The sequence below is a fragment of the Pseudomonas sp. GD03858 genome, assembly GCF_029840925.1.
Lineage (GTDB): Bacteria > Pseudomonadota > Gammaproteobacteria > Pseudomonadales > Pseudomonadaceae > Aquipseudomonas.
In genome coordinates this window covers 20,319-39,361 of sequence record NZ_JAOCDM010000019.1, presented here as the reverse complement: position 1 = coordinate 39,361, position 19,043 = coordinate 20,319, and the positions used below count along the sequence as shown (strand labels likewise).

The 19,043-nt window shown below is 65.2% G+C and carries 19 protein-coding genes; 8 read left to right on the top strand and 11 right to left on the bottom strand.

What is annotated here, in order from left to right:
- Window positions 1-94 precede the first annotated feature (94 nt).
- On the top strand, window positions 95-901 hold the full coding sequence (locus tag N5D48_RS07940; protein WP_279882902.1) for a tetratricopeptide repeat protein: 807 nt from the start codon (window positions 95-97) through the stop codon (window positions 899-901).
- Here the strand turns inward: N5D48_RS07940 and N5D48_RS07935 are convergent.
- The 4 genes from N5D48_RS07935 to hmgA all read right to left on the bottom strand — a co-directional run bounded on the left by N5D48_RS07935 (window position 890) and on the right by hmgA (window position 5,661).
- The gene (locus N5D48_RS07935) at window positions 890-2,239 is read right to left on the bottom strand and encodes an aromatic acid/H+ symport family MFS transporter (protein WP_279882901.1); all 1,350 of its coding nucleotides are present in this window, start codon (window positions 2,237-2,239) and stop codon (window positions 890-892) included. The genes N5D48_RS07940 and N5D48_RS07935 overlap by 12 nt on opposite strands.
- A gap of 184 nt (window positions 2,240-2,423) precedes the next feature.
- Entirely contained in the window at window positions 2,424-3,053 is a 630-nt protein-coding gene (gene maiA / locus N5D48_RS07930) for a maleylacetoacetate isomerase (RefSeq protein WP_279882899.1), read from the bottom strand.
- A gap of 10 nt (window positions 3,054-3,063) precedes the next feature.
- Window positions 3,064-4,356, bottom strand: a complete 1,293-nt coding sequence (fahA, locus tag N5D48_RS07925) for a fumarylacetoacetase (RefSeq protein ID WP_279882897.1) — start codon at window positions 4,354-4,356, stop codon at window positions 3,064-3,066.
- A 3-nt stretch (window positions 4,357-4,359) separates the two neighbouring features.
- On the bottom strand, window positions 4,360-5,661 hold the full coding sequence (gene hmgA / locus N5D48_RS07920; RefSeq protein WP_279882895.1) for a homogentisate 1,2-dioxygenase: 1,302 nt from the start codon (window positions 5,659-5,661) through the stop codon (window positions 4,360-4,362).
- 192 nt (window positions 5,662-5,853) lie between these two features.
- Between hmgA and N5D48_RS07915 the strand changes: the two genes are divergently transcribed.
- Window positions 5,854-6,636 carry an IclR family transcriptional regulator gene (locus tag N5D48_RS07915; protein ID WP_279882893.1) on the top strand — a complete coding sequence of 261 codons (783 nt, stop codon included), beginning with the start codon at window positions 5,854-5,856 and terminating at the stop codon, window positions 6,634-6,636.
- On the opposite strand, the gene N5D48_RS07910 is transcribed toward N5D48_RS07915, so the two are convergent.
- The 5 genes from N5D48_RS07910 to N5D48_RS07890 all read right to left on the bottom strand — a co-directional run bounded on the left by N5D48_RS07910 (window position 6,637) and on the right by N5D48_RS07890 (window position 13,474).
- Window positions 6,637-9,867 (bottom strand): DUF6543 domain-containing protein, encoded by a 3,231-nt coding sequence (locus N5D48_RS07910; protein WP_279882891.1) that lies wholly within the window; start codon window positions 9,865-9,867, stop codon window positions 6,637-6,639.
- A gap of 433 nt (window positions 9,868-10,300) precedes the next feature.
- The gene (locus tag N5D48_RS07905) at window positions 10,301-11,215 is read right to left on the bottom strand and encodes an SDR family oxidoreductase (RefSeq protein ID WP_279882889.1); all 915 of its coding nucleotides are present in this window, start codon (window positions 11,213-11,215) and stop codon (window positions 10,301-10,303) included.
- A 117-nt stretch (window positions 11,216-11,332) separates the two neighbouring features.
- On the bottom strand, window positions 11,333-12,238 hold the full coding sequence (locus N5D48_RS07900) for an alpha/beta hydrolase (RefSeq protein ID WP_279882888.1): 906 nt from the start codon (window positions 12,236-12,238) through the stop codon (window positions 11,333-11,335).
- A gap of 173 nt (window positions 12,239-12,411) precedes the next feature.
- Entirely contained in the window at window positions 12,412-13,098 is a 687-nt protein-coding gene (locus N5D48_RS07895; protein WP_279882885.1) for an LrgB family protein, read from the bottom strand.
- Window positions 13,088-13,474 (bottom strand): CidA/LrgA family protein, encoded by a 387-nt coding sequence (locus tag N5D48_RS07890; protein ID WP_279882883.1) that lies wholly within the window; start codon window positions 13,472-13,474, stop codon window positions 13,088-13,090. The genes N5D48_RS07895 and N5D48_RS07890 overlap by 11 nt, the downstream gene beginning before the upstream one ends.
- Window positions 13,475-13,575: 101 nt before the next feature.
- Between N5D48_RS07890 and N5D48_RS07885 the strand changes: the two genes are divergently transcribed.
- Window positions 13,576-14,463 (top strand): LysR family transcriptional regulator, encoded by an 888-nt coding sequence (locus tag N5D48_RS07885; RefSeq protein WP_279882881.1) that lies wholly within the window; start codon window positions 13,576-13,578, stop codon window positions 14,461-14,463.
- Between the two features lie 97 nt (window positions 14,464-14,560).
- Here N5D48_RS07885 and N5D48_RS07880 read toward each other — a convergent pair whose 3' ends face one another.
- Window positions 14,561-15,016, bottom strand: coding sequence for a flavodoxin (locus N5D48_RS07880; RefSeq protein WP_279882879.1), 456 nt, complete (start codon window positions 15,014-15,016; stop codon window positions 14,561-14,563).
- Window positions 15,017-15,201: 185 nt separating this feature from the next.
- Between N5D48_RS07880 and N5D48_RS07875 the strand changes: the two genes are divergently transcribed.
- The 5 genes from N5D48_RS07875 to N5D48_RS07855 all read left to right on the top strand — a co-directional run bounded on the left by N5D48_RS07875 (window position 15,202) and on the right by N5D48_RS07855 (window position 17,957).
- Window positions 15,202-15,825, top strand: a complete 624-nt coding sequence (locus N5D48_RS07875) for a hypothetical protein (protein ID WP_279882877.1) — start codon at window positions 15,202-15,204, stop codon at window positions 15,823-15,825.
- 148 nt (window positions 15,826-15,973) lie between these two features.
- Window positions 15,974-16,546: an antibiotic biosynthesis monooxygenase gene (locus N5D48_RS07870; protein WP_279882875.1), complete on the top strand. Its 573-nt coding sequence runs from the start codon at window positions 15,974-15,976 to the stop codon at window positions 16,544-16,546.
- 76 nt (window positions 16,547-16,622) lie between these two features.
- Entirely contained in the window at window positions 16,623-17,315 is a 693-nt protein-coding gene (gene folM, locus N5D48_RS07865; RefSeq protein WP_279882873.1) for a dihydromonapterin reductase, read from the top strand.
- A gap of 11 nt (window positions 17,316-17,326) precedes the next feature.
- Window positions 17,327-17,623: a DUF1244 domain-containing protein gene (locus tag N5D48_RS07860; protein WP_279882871.1), complete on the top strand. Its 297-nt coding sequence runs from the start codon at window positions 17,327-17,329 to the stop codon at window positions 17,621-17,623.
- Window positions 17,616-17,957 (top strand): HopJ type III effector protein, encoded by a 342-nt coding sequence (locus tag N5D48_RS07855; protein ID WP_279882869.1) that lies wholly within the window; start codon window positions 17,616-17,618, stop codon window positions 17,955-17,957. The genes N5D48_RS07860 and N5D48_RS07855 overlap by 8 nt, the downstream gene beginning before the upstream one ends.
- A gap of 46 nt (window positions 17,958-18,003) precedes the next feature.
- Here the strand turns inward: N5D48_RS07855 and N5D48_RS07850 are convergent, their stop codons facing one another.
- A complete protein-coding gene (locus N5D48_RS07850; RefSeq protein WP_279882867.1) occupies window positions 18,004-18,912 on the bottom strand; it encodes an alpha/beta fold hydrolase in 909 nt (302 codons plus the stop codon).
- Window positions 18,913-19,043 lie beyond the last annotated feature (131 nt).

The following is a 19,043-nucleotide window of genomic DNA, read 5'->3' as shown; positions in this document are numbered from 1 at the left end:
CAGTATAGGCAGGTCAAGGCCCGACACTACGCGGGCGGACCACTGGACGAAAGCCTGCGCCAGGGCTACAAGTTAAGCGTGATGGAGAGGTCCCATGAACCCACGCCAAGCCTGCCTGGCCTGCCTGGAGCGCGAGCCGGTCGCCCTGCTGGAAGCCACTCTGTGGATCGCCGTCGAGCATGATCGCACGGTCGAGCCCGCGACCTGCCTTGCCCGACTGCAGGAGTTGCAGCGGGAAGTCAGCACCTGCCTGCCGATGCTGCCCGTCAATGAACTGGCCCAGCCCCTGCTGCGTCAACTCAATGCGTTGGGTTTCCAACAGGACGAGTATCACCCGCTGCGGCCACAGGCGGCGCTGATGGACAAGGTGCTGCAACGCCGCCGTGGCCAGCCACTGCTGCTGGCCATCCTCGCCCTGGAGCTGGCCCGGCGCCTGTCGATCCCGCTCGAAGGGGTCAACTTTCCCGGACATTTCCTGCTGCGCGTGCCTGGCGCCGATCATCTGCTCGACCCTTGTGGTGGCCGTCGACTCTACCCCAACGACTGCCGGGAACTGCTCGCCCGTCAGTTCGGCCCCCAGGCCACGCTGAGCGCCGAACACCTGCGCGGCGCCTCGCCGATGCAGATGCTCCAGCGTTTGTCGCGCAACCTGCGCCAACTGCACGGCAGCAACGACAACGACCTCGCCGCGCTGATCGATGCCGAGCGGGTGATGCAACTGGGCCCGGCTCAGGTCGGCGACTACCTGGCCCGAGCCACGCTGTACCAGCACCTGGACTGCCCCCAGGCCGAGCGCTTCGACCTGGAGCATGCCCTGCTGCTCAGCGACGACCCTGTGCAACGCCTGAAGCTCAGCGAGCGCCTCGGCCAGTTGCCCAGCGACAAACGCTCAATCCATTGACACCTGCGCCTTGGCCAGCGGCTCCCGCGGCCGTGGCACACGTACCTGGCTGATCAGCAGCGCGCCCAGCAATGCCGGGATGGCGCAGAAGAAGAAAATCTGTTCCACCGGCATATGCAGGGTCAACAGCAGGCTGCCCAGCAACGGTCCCAGGATCGAACCGAAGCGCCCGACGCCCAGTGCCCAGCCAGTGCCGGTGGCACGTACCTGGGCCGGATAGAAATTACTGACGAAGGCATTGAGCGTCAGCTGCCCACCGATGATGCAGAAGCCCGCCGCGAACACACTGGGCACCAGCCAACGCGGGTCGTCATGGTTCAGGCCCACCAGCACGCTGAACAATGCCGCGCCCAGCAGCACGCAGGCCAACAGGTAGGCCTTGTTCTTCATGCGGTCGGCGCACCAGGCCAGGCACACCGCGCCGAAGGTGCCGGCAAACAGGAACAGCGAGGTGACCAGGTTGGCCTGGTTCAACGCCAGCCCGCTTTCCTGCAACAGCGAAGGCAGCCAGCTGATCATGAAGTACAGCAGGATCAGGCTGACGAAGAAGGTGCTCCACAACAGCAGGGTCGGCCGGGCAAAGCCCTCACGGAACAGGGCCGCCACGGTGAACTTGCTGTTGCCGGGTTCATCCGCCGCAAACTGGGCGGTCGGCACCTGCCAGCCGGGCAGCAGGCGGGCAGTTACCCGTTGCAGCCGCGCATAGGGCGGGTCGTCGCGCAGCAGGCGCGGCAGCGATTCGGGCAGGAACAGCGCCAGGAACGGAAACAGCAGCAGCGGCGCCACGCCACCGGCGAGGAACACCGCCTGCCAGCCGTAGTGATCGATGAAACCTGCGGCGACGAAGCCACCTGCCGCCCCTCCCAGGGAGAAGCCGCAGGCCGCCAGGGTCACCATCAGCGTGCGCAGGCGTGGCGGCGCATAGTCGGCCATCAGCGCCATGGCGCTGGGCATGGCGCCGCCCATGCCGATGCCGCAAAGAAAGCGCGCCAGCATCAGGCTGTCGAGCGAGGAGGCAAACACCATCAGCACCGTCAGGCTGGCGTACAACAGCACGCAACACAGCAGCACGCGGCGCACGCCGAAGCGGTCGGCCAGCGGCGTCACCACCAGCGACCCCACCGTCAGCCCCAGCAGGTTGGCACTGAACACCGGCCCGAAGGCTGCCTTTTCCAACCCCCAGTCCTGCGCCAGGGCGGGGATCACATAGCCCAACACCTGGGCGTCGTAACCATCGGTAACCAACAGCAGGATCAACAGCAGCAGCAGGCGCCACTGGTAGGGTGACACCGGGCGCGCGTCGAGCGCCGCGCGAAAGCTGGCTATCTGGTTGTGCATCGCAAGGTACCTGTCTTTTGTTGTTATGCCATGGGTCGCGATGGTCGTTGCAGGAGCTTGCTCCTGCGGGCTGAAGCAGTACCTGTGGGAGCGGGTTTACCCGCGAAAGCGTCGGTGGCCTCACCCTTGCATTCGCGGGTAAACCCGCTCCCACAGTGTCCCTGCCAACACAATGGGTTTGTGGTCAGTCGGGGGTGTCGGTCTGCCTCGCCGGGTGGGCCTTCTGGAAGGCCGGGTGCTGCTCGGCCAAGGCGGCCACGCGGCGAATGCGCGGGTAGCCACCGAGGTCGATGTTGAAGCGCTCGGCCGCGTACAACTGCGGGATCAGGTAGACGTCGGCCAGCCCCGGCGCAGCGCCGAAACAGAAGCCGTCATCACCGATCAGCTGCTCGATCGCCGCCAGCCCCTGGCTGATCCAGTGGCCAATCCACTGATTGACCTGGGCCTCGTCGTGCCCTAGCTGGCGCAGCTGGTTGAGCACGCTGACGTTGTGCAACGGATGGATATCGCAACCAATGATCGCCGCCACGCCGCGCACCTTGGCCCGGGCTTCGGGCGCACGGGGCAGCAGTGGTGCTTCCGGGAAGGCTTCCTCCAGGTACTCGATGATCGCCGGCGACTGCACCAGCAGCTCGCCGCTCTCCAGGCGCAGCGCTGGCACCCGGCCCTGGGGGTTGAGCGCCAGGTAGTCCGCGCCACGCTGCTCGCCCTTGAGCAGGTTCACAGGCTCGGCCTGGTAGTCCAGGCCCTTGAGCGCCAGGGCAATGCGCACCCGATACGACGAGGTGGAGCGGTAATAGGTGAACAGTTCCATCGCCAGCCCCTCAGTTGGCCGCGACGATGGTGCCGCGGCACTCGCCGAAGCCGATGCTGGCCACGCCATCGCGCACGCAACGGGCGCGCAGGATGATCTCGTCGCCATCCTCGAGGAACTTGCGCACCTCGCCGCTGGCCAGCTCCACCGGGTGCTTGCCGCCCTCGGTGATCTCCAGCAGGCTGCCGAACGAGCCCGGCGCGGCGCCCGACAGGGTGCCCGAACCGAACAGGTCGCCCGGTTGCAGCTGGCAACCGTTGACGCTGTGGTGGGCGACCATCTGCGCCACGGTCCAGTACATGCTGCGGGTGTTGCTCAGGGTCAGGCGATGGGCCGGCAGGTTCTGCTCGCGCATGCGCGCGGTCAGCAGCAGCACTTCCAGTTCGATGTCGAAGGCGCCACCGGCCTGGTCGCGCTTGTCCAGCAGGTACGGCAACGGCTGCGGATCGCCTTCCGGACGGGCCGGCTGGGCGCAGCGGAACGGCTCCAGGGCCTCGGCGGTGACCACCCAGGGCGAGACGGTAGTGATGAAGCTCTTGGACAGGAACGGACCCAGCGGCTGGTATTCCCAGGCCTGGATATCCCGTGCCGACCAGTCGTTGAGCAGGCAGAAGCCGGCCACGTGCTCGGCGGCGTCGCCCACCGGGATCGACTGGCCCATCTCGTTGCCCTGGCCGATCCAGATGCCCAGCTCCAGTTCATAGTCCAGGCGCGCGCAGGGGCCGAAGTTCGGCTCGCTCTGGCCCGCCGGCAGGGTCTGGCCCTTGGGGCGGCGCACATCGGTACCGGACGGGCGAATGGTCGAGGCGCGGCCGTGGTAGCCGATCGGCACATGCTTGTAGTTGGGCAGCAGCGGGTTGTCCGGGCGGAACAGCTTGCCGACGTTCTTGGCGTGCTCGATGCCCACGTAGAAGTCGGTGTAGTCACCGATCCGCGCCGGCATGTGCAGTTGGCATTCGCTGGCCGGGTACAGGGCGGCCTTCAGCGCGGCCTGGTGCTCGCTGCCCTCGCCCAGCAGTACTAGCAGGCGCTCGCGCAGGGCGACGCGGGCCGAACGGCCAAGGGCGAAGAAGGCGTTCAGCGCGCCACCGACGGTGGCCTCGACGGCAGCCTTGGCCGCGCCATCGAACAGCCCGGCGGCCAGCACGGTCTCGAGATCGAGGATCGCGTCGCCGATGGCCACGCCGCAACGTGGCGCCTGCCCTGGACGGCTGAAGATGCCCAGGGGCAGGTTCTGCAGCGGGAAGTCGCGGTGCCCGTTGGCGTGCTCGACCCAGCTACGGGCAATGGCGGTGTGGTTCATCGGTTATCTCCGGTTCGGGTTGAAGGTGCTCGGCAAGGTGGCCCAGCAACTATCGTAGTCGGCCTGCAACTGCGGGCTTTCGAGGGCCTGGCGGCTCGGACGCAGCACCTGGCTGGTCTCGAACATGAAGGCCATGGTGTTGTCGATCTTGTGTGGCGCCAGGTCCGCCGTGATGGCCTTGTCGCAGGTTTCGGCATCCGGGCCGTGGGCGCTCATCACCCCGTGCAGAGAGGCGCCGCCGGGCAGGAAGCCTTCGGCCTTGGCGTCGTAGGCGCCGTGGATCAGGCCCATGAACTCGTTCATCAGGTTGCGGTGGAACCATGGCGGACGGAAAGTGTTCTCGGCCACCATCCAGCGTGGCGGGAAGATCACGAAGTCCATGTTGGCCAAGCCATGCACGCTGGTGGGCGAAGTGAGCACGGTGAAGATCGACGGGTCGGGGTGGTCGAAGCTGACCGTGCCGATGGTGTTGAAGCGGCGCAGGTCGTATTTGTACGGCACGTTGCTGCCATGCCAGGCGACCACGTCCAATGGCGAATGTTGCAGCTCGCAGGCCCAGTGCTCGCCCAGGAACTTCTGCACCAGTTGCACCGGGCCGGTGTCCTCTTCGTAATGCGCCACCGGGGTGAGGAAGTCGCGCGGGTTGGCCAGGCCGTTGCTGCCGATCGGGCCGAGGTCCGGAATGCGCAGCGGCGCGCCGTGGTTCTCGGCGATATAGCCCCGTGCCTGGGCATCGAGCAGCTCAACGCGGAACTTCATGCCACGCGGGATCACCGCGATTTCCAGAGGTTCCACTTGCAGCACGCCCAGCTCGGTGGCGATACGCAGGCGACCTTGCTCAGGCACCAGCAGCAATTCGCCGTCGGCGTTGAAGAACACCCGCTCCATCGAGCGGTTGGCGCGGTAGATGTAGATGCTCACGCCGGCCGGTTTCTCCGAGGCCGCGTTGGCTACCATCGGCAGCCAGCCTTCGATGAAGTCGGTGGGCTCGGCGGGAATCGGTTGCGGGCTCCAGCGCAGGCGATTGGGATTGATCGGCCCCAACGCGCCGTTCAGCGGCTGGCGCTCCAGGCGCTCGAAGCGCGGATGCAGCGCCGACGGGCGGATACGGTACAGCCAGGTACGACGCAGTTCGCTGCGGGTCATGGTGAACGCGGTCCCCGACAGCAGCTCGGCGTACAGCCCATAGGGGGCCTTCTGCGGCGAGTTCTGCCCGACCGGCAGGGCGCCGGGCAAGGCTTCGCTGGCGAATTCGTTGCCGAAACCGCTCAGGTACTGGAGTTCGGGTGAGGTGTCGCGGGTCATCTCGGTGCCTCCGGGCTGCTGGGAGCCGTTGCGGGCAGCTGGCTGCGGGCCCGATCCTGAAACCGGCACCAAGGGCGGCAGCGCGTCTGCATTGTTTTTATCGTAATCAGATTACGAATAACGTAATTTGCTCCTGCGCAGGCGTCAAGCTATAAAGGCGCCACCCTGGAAAATCCGCATAAGAAGTCCCCCATGGCCAAAGCCAGCAGCAGCGCCGACAACGGCAAACAGAAGGTTCGCTCGGCGGAAGTCGGCACCGATATCCTCAAGGCCCTGGCCGAGCTCTCGCCGTCTACCTCGCTGTCGCGCCTGGCCGAGCATGTGCAGATGCCGGCGAGCAAGGTGCATCGTTACCTGCAGGCGCTGATCGCCAGCGGTTTCGCCGAGCAGGACCCGGCCACCAATCACTACGGCCTGGGGCGCGAGGCGCTGCGGGTGGGCATGGCGGCGCTGGGCAGCATCGATGTGTTGAAGGTGGCGGCGCTGCCGCTGTCGCAGTTGCGCGACGAACTCAACGAAAGCTGCTTCATCGCCGTGTGGGGCAACCAAGGGGCGACGGTGGTGAGCATCGAGCCGGCGGTACGCGCGGTGACGGTGGTGACCCAGATCGGCTCGGTGCTGCCATTGCTCAGTTCGTCCACCGGGCTGGTGTTCGCCGCCCATCTGCCGGAGCGGGAGATCGTCGAGCTGCGCGACCGGGAACTGGCCGCACTGGGCCAGGCTGCCGGGGACTATGCGCCACTGCTGGCGCAGATCCGCCAACGCGGCCTGCATCATGTGCACGGCCTGCTGATGCCAGGGGTGGATGCGCTGTCGGCCCCGGTGTTCAATGCCATGGGGCAGATCTGCGCGGTGATGACCGTGGTCGGGCCGACGTCGATCTTCCATGCCGATGAACAGGGGCCTGCGGCGCAGAGCCTGCTGGCCGCCGCCCAGGCGACCAGCAGGCGAATGGGACATGAGGTTGTCGGCTGATCAGGTTAGGTCGAGAATCGGCGCTAGCTCGCGGGCAGCCTGGGGGGCCCCGCTCAGTGCGCTATCCAAAAACGCCATCAGCTCGTCGCCGAATGTCTCGGCAACCGGGGAGGCACTCTTTGGCCCCCAGTCGAAGAGCGTCTCTTTCAAGAGCCCGCTGAAAACCCCTGAAGGGCCCGGGGACCAGATGGTGTAGAGCGAGGCGATGACTTTCCCCAGGCCAACGGCGGAGCCCACGCTCATCGCACCGCTGACGAACTTCATCACGGCCTCGCTTCTGTTGCCTTCCCACCAGGCATGCGCCCCCTCCGAGAACGTCAGCGAGGACAACGCCAAGTTGACGGTGGAGGAAATCAGCAGCAAAGGCATGCCCAGCACTGCGATCCCTCCTGTCAAGACGCCAACCACAGGAAGCACGACATGCTCCATCGACTGCAGGACACGGTCACTGATGCTTGTCGTCTGATGCGCTGCGTCACGAAGGCGATGATCTGCACGCAGGACCAAGTCATGATCCCAGTCCGTTATTCGACCTTGGGCGGTATGGGAATGAGCGTCATACACAATCTGCACGCCCTCTGGATCATTCAGCCGAACATGATCCAATTGCCGCATCGCGGCCTTGTCGGCGGAGGTGGCCCGACTGGCGAAATAAACGCCCAGGTTTTCCACTCGCCACGACTCGGCGATGTCCGCAAGCGTGCGCACCATACGCCCATCGGCGGCGTCGCTCAGATAGACGAGATGGTCGTTTGGCGATCCATTGAGCAGATAGCCCCCCTCCACCAGCCGGTCCAGCCCTTGCTTGAACGCCAATCGCTCGAAATGATGAAATTTGAGGATGTCATCGTCCGCGACGGTTTCGCTGATCGACCGTAGCCACGCCGACTGTTCTGTGTCGAGGTGCCCTGCCAGACTGGCCGCAAGAAAATCCCGACGGACCTTCACGCCCATCATCGACCGGTGCAACCACGATTGCCGCTCCTGCTGCGGACGCGCCTTATCGAGGAAAACCGCTTTCATGTGGTTCGCGTATCGGGCTCCCATACCACTGCTGGCTTCGCGAATGGCGCCAGCAAGCGAAGCCAGTTCCAGGTGCGAAAGATCCTGACCGACTTCAGAGCTTATCGTCGAGCTCTCCTGGAAATTGACGCTGCTCGGATAGCCCCAGGCCATCCATTGGGTAAAGGTCAACTTGCCCTCTGTCGACTCGATCATCACGCTGTCCGGATCGATCCAGCGACCCGAGTTGCCCGGATACTCGTTGATCCGTTTGGCCGCCACCTCACGCGCGAAGGCCTGGAGCGTGGGTATCGTGCAATCGGCCTGATGCGCCGGTTGCAATGACGCCAACTCGTTGTCGAGCGAGGCGATCCGCAGTCGATCCTCGGGCTTGGCGTTGAGATACCACCTGGGCACGAGCAACTGGAGTTCGTCGTACTGCGCCAGGATCAGGTCTCTGGCCATTGCTTGGGCGAGGCTGCCCTTGAGTGGCTCCAGGGTGATCATCCCGGGGTACCAGGTGGGCGACTCGAGCCGGCTGAGATAGCTCTGCAGTTTCGCGCGCTGGGCGGCTCGCGTGCGCGACAGCACGAAGGCCATCCCCGTCGGATTGGACAACATGCCAACCAGCGCGAGCTGGACAGCCACCAGCGGTGCAAAACGTCGAAGGTCACCACCCGGTGCGCCTGGCGCATAGAGCAAGAAGTCATTGCCATGAGTCATGCAGTAGATGTTGCGCAGTGGCATGCCATGCACTTTGATCCGGTGTAGATCAAGCCCCTCGACAGCCAGATTTCCGGCCAGCAACTCGGTAATGCGCGCGTGGATCGGCTCAGGAAGCTCGCCTGAATGGTGAGCCTGCGCATTCGCCAGGGCCAGCTGGGTAGTCGCTGCGTCGCTCAAGCGGTCGCGGGTTGCTGGCGTGTTCAAGGCGTTGACGAGCAGGCGGCGATACTCCAGCCGCAGATTCAGGCCATCGATCATCCGCTGCATTTGGGCATGTGTCAGGCGCTCGCGCAGCCCCTCATCGTCCACCTCTGCTACAAGCCTGTGCCCAAGTTCGTTGGAAGGTGCGTAACCGCCACTGATGACCCAGTCCAGCAAACTGCAGGAACGGTACAGGGGAGCCCCGTAGCCGGTAGTGCGAACCGTAACCCGAATCCGCTCGGGCGCCACGCTTGCCCATTTGAGATTGCGCTGCAACCAATCGCGCATCCTGCTTGCGGCAAACGTGCGGTAGTCACGTAGATTGCCCAAGTGTTCATCGACGCGCGCTTTCGTCTGCGCCATCTGCAGCTCCAGCTGTGAATACGCAGCCAACGCCTCCTCCTCCAGGTTACTGCGCCAGGAAGGCACACGCGCTAGCCGCAACGTCTTCATATGGGCGGCCAGACGCGTCTGAATCGGGCCGATCCAAGCGTCCAACCGCGCTGTTTCGTTGAACAGACGCGCCTCGACCGGGCTCTCGGTGGCCCTGGCCTCGAGGTCTGCCAACAGATTGCCCTGCAACGTCCGCAGATCCGCCATCTGCCGCACCGCGAACGCCTGCGCAAAGTCCTCGAAACTCAGCGCCAGCGTCTCCCCATTCTCAACGGCAGTCAGCAATTCGCCGGGCAGGAATCGAATCCACCCGGCCTGCTCGGCCATACCCTGGAGCAACGCCTGGCGCAGGCTATCGACAGCATCGATGCGTTGGCTGTGCACCTTTACGCCCCAGGCTGGCCCGTAGAAAAGAAACGCGTCGTCATCGGCAAACTCATCAATATCGCGGACCACCGCGAAACTGCCCGCCAACGGCACCCGCACCTCACCTGCGGTGACCACGACGCCGACCATGTCACCTGACTGCTCGCCGGCGCTGAGCAGGGACTCGATCACCGCCCTGAATTCCGGCTCGACGATCGCATGCAAGGCCAGCTCCAGCTCGAACAGTTGATAGAGCTGCGCACGTAAATTGGAGGACGACGGCCCACCTTTTCCCTGTGCCGTCCACCACTCATCCATGTCGACCTGCCATTCAGGCATTCGCTGTTCGATCCGCGCCGTATCGAGCGACACCTGCTCGAGGGTGTCCGGTTCATACTCCTTGCTGAAACGGGGCACGGTGGACAGCTGCGCTTGAAGCGCCAATGTCAGCAACGACAGTTGAGCCAGCAACTCATCGTTGGAAGCGGGAGCGTTCTGCTTTTTGAGAAACGAAAGATCGGGAAACAAGGCCTCAGAAATCATCACGAACTCCAAACGGAAAAATGGAGCCGGATGGTGTCGTCAAGCCTGGGCCGCGAAAAATCGGGAATTCATTCCTACGCGCAAGCCAGAGCGATCTTGCAGAAGCATCCTACGACCAGCAGCGCAGGCCGACATACCGGGGTAAGAGCTTTACGATTATCTCGAAGGACGTAATAGAGAATGTCAGAAGCGACTATTTTTCCCGCGCCACCAAGTGCTTATTCTTACGTCATTGGTTCGGCACGCAGGGCTCTCCCCCGCCTTTCGCGCCACCAAGGTTCACCGACGTTGATTTTGAAGCTCCTTGATCTAACGTCTCGATTGGCCGCTGCGTTTGCAGCGGCCTTTTTTATTTCTGCAAGAATCGCAAGATCGACACTAGATTCATCGCCGGCAATTCGGCGAAAGGGCCGCTGTGCGGTCCCGGCATTGTTCAACCCAATGGATACTTCTGCAGGTTCGTCATCATCTGTTGCAACGCCTGCAGGCTGTCCTGCGGATGCCCGGCACCGTCGAAGTCGCCGATCCGCGCCCAGTTGTCCGCCACTTGCTCGGGCGTGAAACCTTCGCGCGGGTCAAAGCCCATGCCCAGGCTGCGCTCCCAGCGCAGCTTGCCGACCCAGCCGCCGCCTACCTCGAACAGCTCGCCGCTGTCCTGGCACTGCTCGCTGCCCAGGTACACCACCAGCGGGCTGACCAGCTCAGGTTTCAGGCGCTCGAACACCTGCGGTGGAATCAGGCCCTCGGTCATGCGCGTGCCCCCCGTGGGCGCGATGGCGTTGACCAGGATGCCGTGCTTGCGCCCCTCGATGGCCAGCGTGCGGGTCAATCCATAGAGGCCAAGCTTGGCCATGCCGTAGTTGGCCTGGCCAAAGTTGCCGTAGATGCCCGAGGTGGACGAGGTGAAGATCACTCGCCCCCAATTCTGCGCCCGCAGGTGCGGCCAGGCAGCGTGGGTCACCTTGTAGGCGCCCTCGACATGCACGCGGTAGACCAGCTCCCAGTCGCTGTCCTCCATCTTGTGGAAGGTCTTGTCGCGCAGGATGCCGGCATTGTTCACCAGCACATCGACCCGACCGAAGCTGTCCAGCGCCTGCTCGACGATCCGCGCGCCATCGGTGACCGAATCATGGTTGGCCACCGCCGTGCCCCCGGCCGCGCGGATTTGCGCCACCACCTGGTCCGCCGCCGAGGCGTTGGCGCCCTCGCCATGGGTCGAGCCGCCCAGGTCATTGACCACCACCTTCGCGCCCCGGGCGGCGAACAGCAAGGCATGGGCCCGCCCCAGGCCGCCGCCGGCCCCCGTGACGATCACCACTCGATCCTGCAGACTTACCGGCTCGCTCATGCTCAAGGCTCCTGGCAATGAAGGGATGCAAGGCAGTGTCGACCAGCCAGCCAAGGCCGGGCAATCAAGCGCATCGCGGCGAATGCCGGGCAATAACGCACGGCGATGATCGCCCGGTCAGGACCAGGCGACCTTCTGCGGCAGGTAGCTCATCGGCTGTTCGCGAAAGGCCAGGTAATGGCGCAGCACCTGCACCGGTGCCTCGGTATGCGGATAATGGCCGATGCCCGGTAGCACCACGGTGTCCGGCTCCGGCACCAACTGGCGGTAGCGCTCGACCATATGCACCCCGGACAACGGGTCGACCGCGCCATTGATGAAGCGCAGCGGCACGCCCTCGCGCTGCAGCGCCCCGACCCAGCGCTCACGCTGGGCTCGGCGTTCGGGCAGGAAGCTGATCAGCTTGTGCAAGATACGCGGCCCACGGTTGGAGGCGATCAGGCTCCAGTAATCGTCCAGCGCGCTTTCGCTGGGATGGGTGCAGGGGCCGTAGACCTGGATGACATTGCGCACCAGGTCGTCTCGCCCGAACGAGCGCCCAACCAGCCAGCCCAGCCGGCTCAGCAACAGCTTCTGGATCAGCAGCACCCGACAGGTCTCGGGAAACAGCCCGCTGTTGAGGAATGCACAGCTGGCGATCTGCAGACGCTGCTCGTGGTGGCGGGCCAGCAGCTCCTGGGCCACGCTGCCGCCGTAGTCGTGGGCCAGCAGGTGTACCGGCTGATCGATACGCAGGTGCGCCAACAGCGCCTGCTGCAGATCGGCCTGCTCCAACAGGCTGTAGTCGTGGTCCGCGGGTTTGGCCGAGTCGCCGAAGCCCAGCATGTCGCAGGCCACCACGCGAAAGCGCTGGGCCAGCGGTGCCCACAGGTAGTGCCAGTCCCAGCTGGCGGTGGGGAAGCCATGGAGCAGCAGCAGCGGCTCGCCCTGCCCTGCCGTCCAGTAACGGATGTTCTGGCCCCGGAAGGTGAAACCCTGGCTCCGGGTGCGCCAGACGCACAATGGAATCTCGGCCAGTGGCATCACGGTCGTCCCGGTGGATAAGTGTCGGAATAGGGCAAGGCTGCGTTCATTGCATGTCACCTCGGCACATACATGTGCTCTCTATGTCGAGGCTGAGTCTAGAAGCCAATACGAAGGTGATAGGTCGCCTTGGCAGCCAGCCTGATGACCGAACGGGTCAGTGGCACGAACGGTCAGATCAGCCTCGCCAGCAAAGGCGCGGCCAGCAGGTTCAGCAACCCGGTCAGGACCATGACCAGCCCGGCCACCGATCCTTCCTCGCGCCCGACCTCCTGCGCCCGACTCACCCCGGCGCCATGGGCCCCGACACCGAACAGCGCGCCCCGCGCCAGCGGTGTGCGCAGCGGCAGCCAGCGCAACAGGATGCCGCCGAACATCGCCCCGAGCACGCCGGTGAACATCACGAACACCGCCGTCAGTTCCGGCACCCCGCCCAGATCCTGGGCCACCGGCATGGCGAACGGCGTGGTGATCGAGCGCGGCAGCAACGACAGGCTGACCGAATCGTCCAGCGCCAGCATGTGCGCCAATGCCCAGGAGCTGCCGATCGAGGCCACGCTGCCGGCCAGCATGCCCACCAGCAACGCCGGCCAGTGTCGCGCCAGCAATGCCCGCTGTTGCCAGATAGGCACCGCGAAAGCCACCGTCACCGGCCCCAGCACGCCCATCAGCCAGTGGGTGTTGCGGGCGTACTCGGCGTAGGCGGTGTGCAACGGCACGGCCACCGCCAGCAACAGCGCCGGCACCAGGATCAACGGCGACAGCAGGTAGCGCCCGCTGCGCCGGTACAGCCAGCGGCTGCCCAGGTAGGCGCCCAGGGTCAGTGCCAGCCAGAACAGCGGCATGGGTTCAAGGCTCATGGCGCAGCCTCCAGCGGCACACCAGCTCCACAGTCGCGGCGGTGACCACCATCACCAGCAAGGTGCTGACGGCGATCACCAGCAGGATGCGCCAGCCTTCGCTGCGCAGCAGGCTGCCGTAGTCCAGCAGACTCATCAGCGCCGGAATGAAGAACAGCAGCATCTCGGCCATCAGCCAGCCGGCGCCAAGTTGCAGGGTGGCTGGCTTGAGCACGCCCGTGGCGAACAGCACCAGCAGCAGCGCCAGGCCCATCACTCCAGCGGGGATCGGCCAGGCGAGCCAGGCGGCCAGCTGGCCGCCGATCAGGAACAGCGCCAGCAGCACCGTCAGTTCGGCGAGCAGACGCAGGGTTTTCTTGAGCAATTCGGGATTCATGACGGGAGTTCCTCGACAACGCGGCCATTGTAAAAGTCACCCAGCTAGGCCAGAAGCGAATTGTTAGAATGGCATCCATTCCAAAATGGAATTCAACGAACATGGAATTCAAACAGCTGCGCAGCTTCATCGAAGTCGTCCATCGCGGCGGTTTCACCCAGGCGGCAGGCACGCTGCATGTCAGCCAGTCGGCGGTGAGCAAGCAAGTCGCCCAACTGGAGCAGGACATCGGCCAGCCGCTGCTGGAACGCCAGGGCTCGCAATTGCTGCTGACCGCCGCCGGGCGCATCGTGCTCGAGCGCGGCGAGGCGCTGCTGCGCCAGCGCCAGGAACTGCTCAGCGAATTGGACGACCTCAGCCAGATGGCCCGCGGCGAGCTGCGCCTGGGCCTGCCGCTGCTGGGCAGCGACGCGCTGTTCGCCGGGTTGTTCGCCGAGTACCGGCGACGCCACCCGAACATCGCCATTCAGCTGCTCGAAGGCGGCAGCCGCATGGTCGAGCAGGCGGTGAAAAGTGGCGAGCTGGAACTGGGCGGCAGCCTCACGCCAAACGATCCGGCGTTCGAGTACCAGCCCTTTTGCAATGAACCGCTGGAAGTCTTGCTGCCATCCGAGCATTCACTGGCTGGGCAGGCTGAAGTCGAACTGGCGCAATTGGCCGATACGCCATTCCTGTTGTACCAGCGCAGTTTCTTGCTCAACGACCGGCTGCTCAGTGCCTGTCAGCAGGTGGGGTTCACGCCGAAGGAAGGTGGCCGCAGCGGCCAGGCGGATTTTCTCGCCGCGCTGGTGGCGGCCGGGCAAGGCGTGGTGCTGCTGCCGGCGATCGTCGCCCGGGCGCTGGAGCGCCCCGGGGTGGTGCGCCTGCCGTTGCGGGCACCGGACTACCTGAGATGGGATATCGCTTTCATCTGGCGGCGCGGAGCGTATCTTTCGCGGGCGGCGCAGGCGTGGCTGGCGTTGCTGCGTGAACATTCAGCCATGCATTGAGGCGACCGGCCCTATCGCGGGGCAAGCCCGCTCCCACAGACCCAAATGGCACTTGTGGGAGCGGGCTTGCCCCGCGATAGGGCCAGTCCAGGCAACATCAGCCTTTAAGGACAGCCACAAACTCCGCCAACCACGGCTCGGCATCGGTCTCCGGGGTCACGGTCTCGCTGGCATCCAGGCGCAGCATCGGCAGCACCTCGTTCACCCCCAGCTCGGCAAACAACTCGCGCATCTGCTCGCCACCGCCGCAATACGTATCGCCATAGCTCGAGTCGCCCAGCCCGATCACCGCCCCCGGCAACCCTCGCCAGGCCGCTGGCAGCACGTCACGAATGGCGCTGTACAGCGGCATAAGGCTGTCGGGCAGTTCACCCATGCCAGTGGTCGAGGTCACCGCCAGCAGCGCGTCCGGGGCAAAGCCCTCGATGTCCTGCAGGGTGGCGCGGGCGGCGTGCCAGGCATCCAGGCCGGCGGCCTTGAGCAGCGATTCGGCGTGACGGGCGACTTCTTCGGCGGTGCCATACACCGAACCGGAAATAATGGCGACTTTCATCGGGTGAGGATTCCGAAACTGAGTGAAAACGTAGGATACTAGCATCCGACAGTGGCAAAAGGCCTGCTCAGCCCAAAGTCACATGCCCGCACCGTCATCCGACGAGTGACCTGAACAAAGCCCATTTGCCGCTGTCCATCGCCGTGAAGAAACCGCCCGAATCGCTCGCCCCTTCGAGTTCGACCATGCAAGCAGACGCCCTTCTTTCCCAGGACGAACTGGATTTCATCCAGGACATGCAGCATTCGCCCCAGTTGAACCTGGCCGACCCCATGTCCAGCCTGCTGGTCAATGGCGATCGCCGCCTGAAGGATCTGCTCACCCGCCTGGTGGCCAACGAGCAGGTGACGCTGCAAGCCAGCTTCAACAACCAGCAACTGAGCTTCCCCCTGCAACTGGTCGAGGACGAGTTCCACGCCCTGCACCTGCAGCTGGGCTCGCCGGACATCTACGAAGACGGCCCCATGCTGCGCCCCTGGCGCCTGTCGCTGGAGCAACCGGTCGCCCTGCTGGACGACCACGGCCAGGCCAGCGATCTGTGGGTGCGCGATATCTCGTTCAAGGGCGTTCTGGTGGAGGTGCGCGGCGGCGGTGAAGCGCCCGCGCAGTTCGACCTGCGCTTCGCCGCCGAGGACATCCCACCCATCGGCCTGCTCGGCCTGCTGCGCCGCCGCATCGGCCCACGCCTGGCCGCCTACGACCTGTCCCACAGCCCCGCCGAGGAAATCGAGCGCCTGCGCGAGTACATCCTGCAGGCCCACCGCCAGGCCCATCCCGAACTGCACGCCCAGGCCCCGACCACCTTCTGACGACCGTCCGCCGACTGAAACTGACCGGTCATGATCGATCAGCGATAATCCGTGCCCGATTCTTGCAAGCACGCTTGCGCCGCCCACCACCCCGGGCCGCACGCCAAGGGGCCGGCTACCCGCTAGCCCCGTCGCCAGGAGATACACGATGTCTACCCCACCCGTCACCTTGATGGTGTCGCGCCGCGCCGCCCATGGCCGTTACCAGGACCTGCTGTCCTGGCTGCACGAAGGCGAGCAACTGGCCACCGACTTCCCCGGCTATCTCGGTTCGGGCATCCTCGCCCCGCCCATCGAGGGCGACGAATTCCAGATCATCTTCCGCTTCACCAGCGAGCAGACCCTGCACGCCTGGGAGCATTCGGCCTCGCGCCGGGCCTGGCTGGCACGCGGCAACGGCCTGTTCGAGCGCCCCAAAGAGAGGCGCGTAAGCGGCATCGACGACTGGTTCGGCACCAACATGGTGCAAAAACCGCCACGCTGGAAGCAGGCCACGGCCATCTGGCTGGCCTTCTTCCCGGTCTCGCTGCTGTTCAACCTGCTGTTCGGCCACTGGCTGGCGCCGCTGGAGCTGCTGCCCCGGGTGCTGATCAGCACCCTGGCCCTGACACCGGTGATGGTGTACCTGTTCATTCCCCTGTCCACCCGCCTGCTGGCCGGCTGGCTGAACCCCGCGCCCGGCGATGCGCAGGCACGCTCCACCGGCCTGCGCAGCCGCTGAGGCGCAGGCGCGCAAGGCCACGCAGTTCGGGTATGCTGGGGCATCACGCACGGACAGACGAACAGACCGCCCGCACATGAACAGCCCAATCCTCATCACCGGCGCCAGCCAGCGCGTCGGGCTAGCTCTGGCCCTGGAGCTGGCCCACGCCGGTCATACGGTGGTCAGCGCCAGCCGCAGCCTGCATGCCCAGGCGGCACACCCGAACATCCGGCAGTTCCAGGCCGACCTGACCCGCGGCGAAGACCGCCAGGCCCTGATCGACCACCTGTATGGCCACTACGACGGCCTGCGCGCGATCATCCACAACGCCTCGCTGTGGCTCGATGATGGCCTGGACAACCTCGAGACCATGTTCCGCCTGCACGTCGAGGCGCCCTACCACCTCAATCTTGCCCTGGGCGAGCTGCTGAGCAAGGTGGACAAGGCCGACATCATCCACATCTGCGACGAAACCTCCTCGCGCGGCAGCAAGAGCCACATCGGCTATGCCGCGACCAAGGCCGCGCTGCAGAACATGGTGCTGTCGTTCGCCGAAAAGTACGCGCCGCAGGTGCGGGTCAACGGTATCCTGCCCGGCCTGCTGATCCTCAAGGAAGGCGGCGACGAGCAGTACCGCCAGCAGACCCTGAAAAAGGCCCTGCTGGAATTCGAACCCGGCGCCCGCCCGCTGATCGACGCCGTGCTGTTCCTGCTGCAAAGCCAGTACAGCACCGGCAGCCAGGTGGTCATCAACGGTGGCCGCCATCTGAAGAACCGCATGACCTGAAGAGACCGCCCATGACCCCGCAACAACAGCTCGAACTCGAAGCCGCCGCGTTCCGGCGCCTGGTCGATCATCTGCAAAAGCGTACCGACGTGCAGAACATCGACCTGATGAACCTCTCCGGCTTCTGCCGCAACTGCCTGTCGAAATGGCTCAAGGCCGCGGCCGACGAGCGCCAGGTCGAGCTGAGCCTGGACGATGCCCGCGAGCAGGTGTACGGCATGCCCTACGCCGAGTGGAAAGCCCAGTACCAGAAAGAGGCCAGCGCCGAGCAACAGGCCGCGTTCGAACAAGGAAAACCCCGTGACTGAACTGAACACCCTGCGCAACAGCCTTGCCGGCGGCGAGCACGTTTTCGCCGATACCCTGGCGTTCATCGCCGCGAACTACAGCTACCAGCCCCAGGCCTTCGACAATGGCGACGTGCATAACGCCGCCGGGCAGAACGAAGGCTCGTGCAAGACCCTGGGCCTGGCGCTGCTCGAAGGGCTGAGCGATCAGGAAGCACTGCTGGCCTTCGGCGAACACTACCGCAGCGTGCTGGCCACCCCCGAGGGCAGCGACCACGGCAACATCCGCGCGCTGATCAAGCATGGCCTGGCCGGCGTGAAGTTCGCCGCGCAGCCGCTGGCGCGTCTGGCCTGATAGCGGATAGGGCCGCTTTGCGGCCCTTTCGCCGACACCGATGACATCAGCTGATGATTTGGCCTGGTGCTCCAGCCTCCAGGCGCCCCTTCTGTAACCAGCCCAGCGCAATCGGCCACAAACTTTCCCGAAAACGATCGTGAAAGAACGCGAAATGCCCGATCTCCCCGACCGAGATATCCACAGGCGCCACCCGCAGGTGCCGATGCTCGGCGTTGCGCAGATACCTCAATAGCCGCTCGGTGGCCGCCACCGTGCCGAACGGATCGTCGGTCAAGCTGACGGCCAAGGTCGCCGCGCGCACCTGATCGAACGGCACCGCCTCGAGCAAGCGCCCACTGGGGCGATGCTCGTAGCGCGGCGTGAGGGTACTCCAATCCTGCACAACGCCAGCAGGGGTATCTTCCAGCCACCCCAGGCGCTTGCCGGGAAAGTAGCCGAACAGCCGAGTCAACAGGGGCATGAGCACATGCCACTTGCCGAACAGCTGCCAGCGCTGATCCGCCGCATAGTCGCGCCAGTAGGCGAACTGCGCCCCCACCAGCACCGCATGGCGCACCTGCGCCGCCGACGGCGCCAGCCCCAGTGCCCAGCCACCGAAGCTGTGCCCGACCACATGCACCGGCTGGCCGGGATGCTCGGCACTGGCCAGCTGCAGCATCGCCTCGAAGTCCAGGCGGCCCCAGTCACTCCAGCTCGCCTGGAAACCACGCATCGAGGCCGGGCGCGACTCGCCGATGCCACGATAGTCGTAGGTCAACACATCGAAGCCCTGGGCGAACAGGTAGTCGGCGAAGCGCGCGTAGTAACGGCAGCGTACCGAGGTGGCGGCGTTGATGATCACCAGCGGGCGCCGGGGGTCGGACTCGGCGTGGCGCCAGCGCAAACCGCCGAGGCGGTAGCCGTCGGCGGCGGCATGACGAAAGGCACAGGCGGGTTGGGTGAGGCTGCTCATGGCGCGCTCCCTGCGGCGTCGCGCCATGCTGGCGGACGGGCTGTTGTCGTGCGCCCACGCTAGCAAAAAAATCGGTGCCTGTACCGGCCCTATCGCGGGGCAAGCCCGCTCCCACGCCAACTACGGGGCTG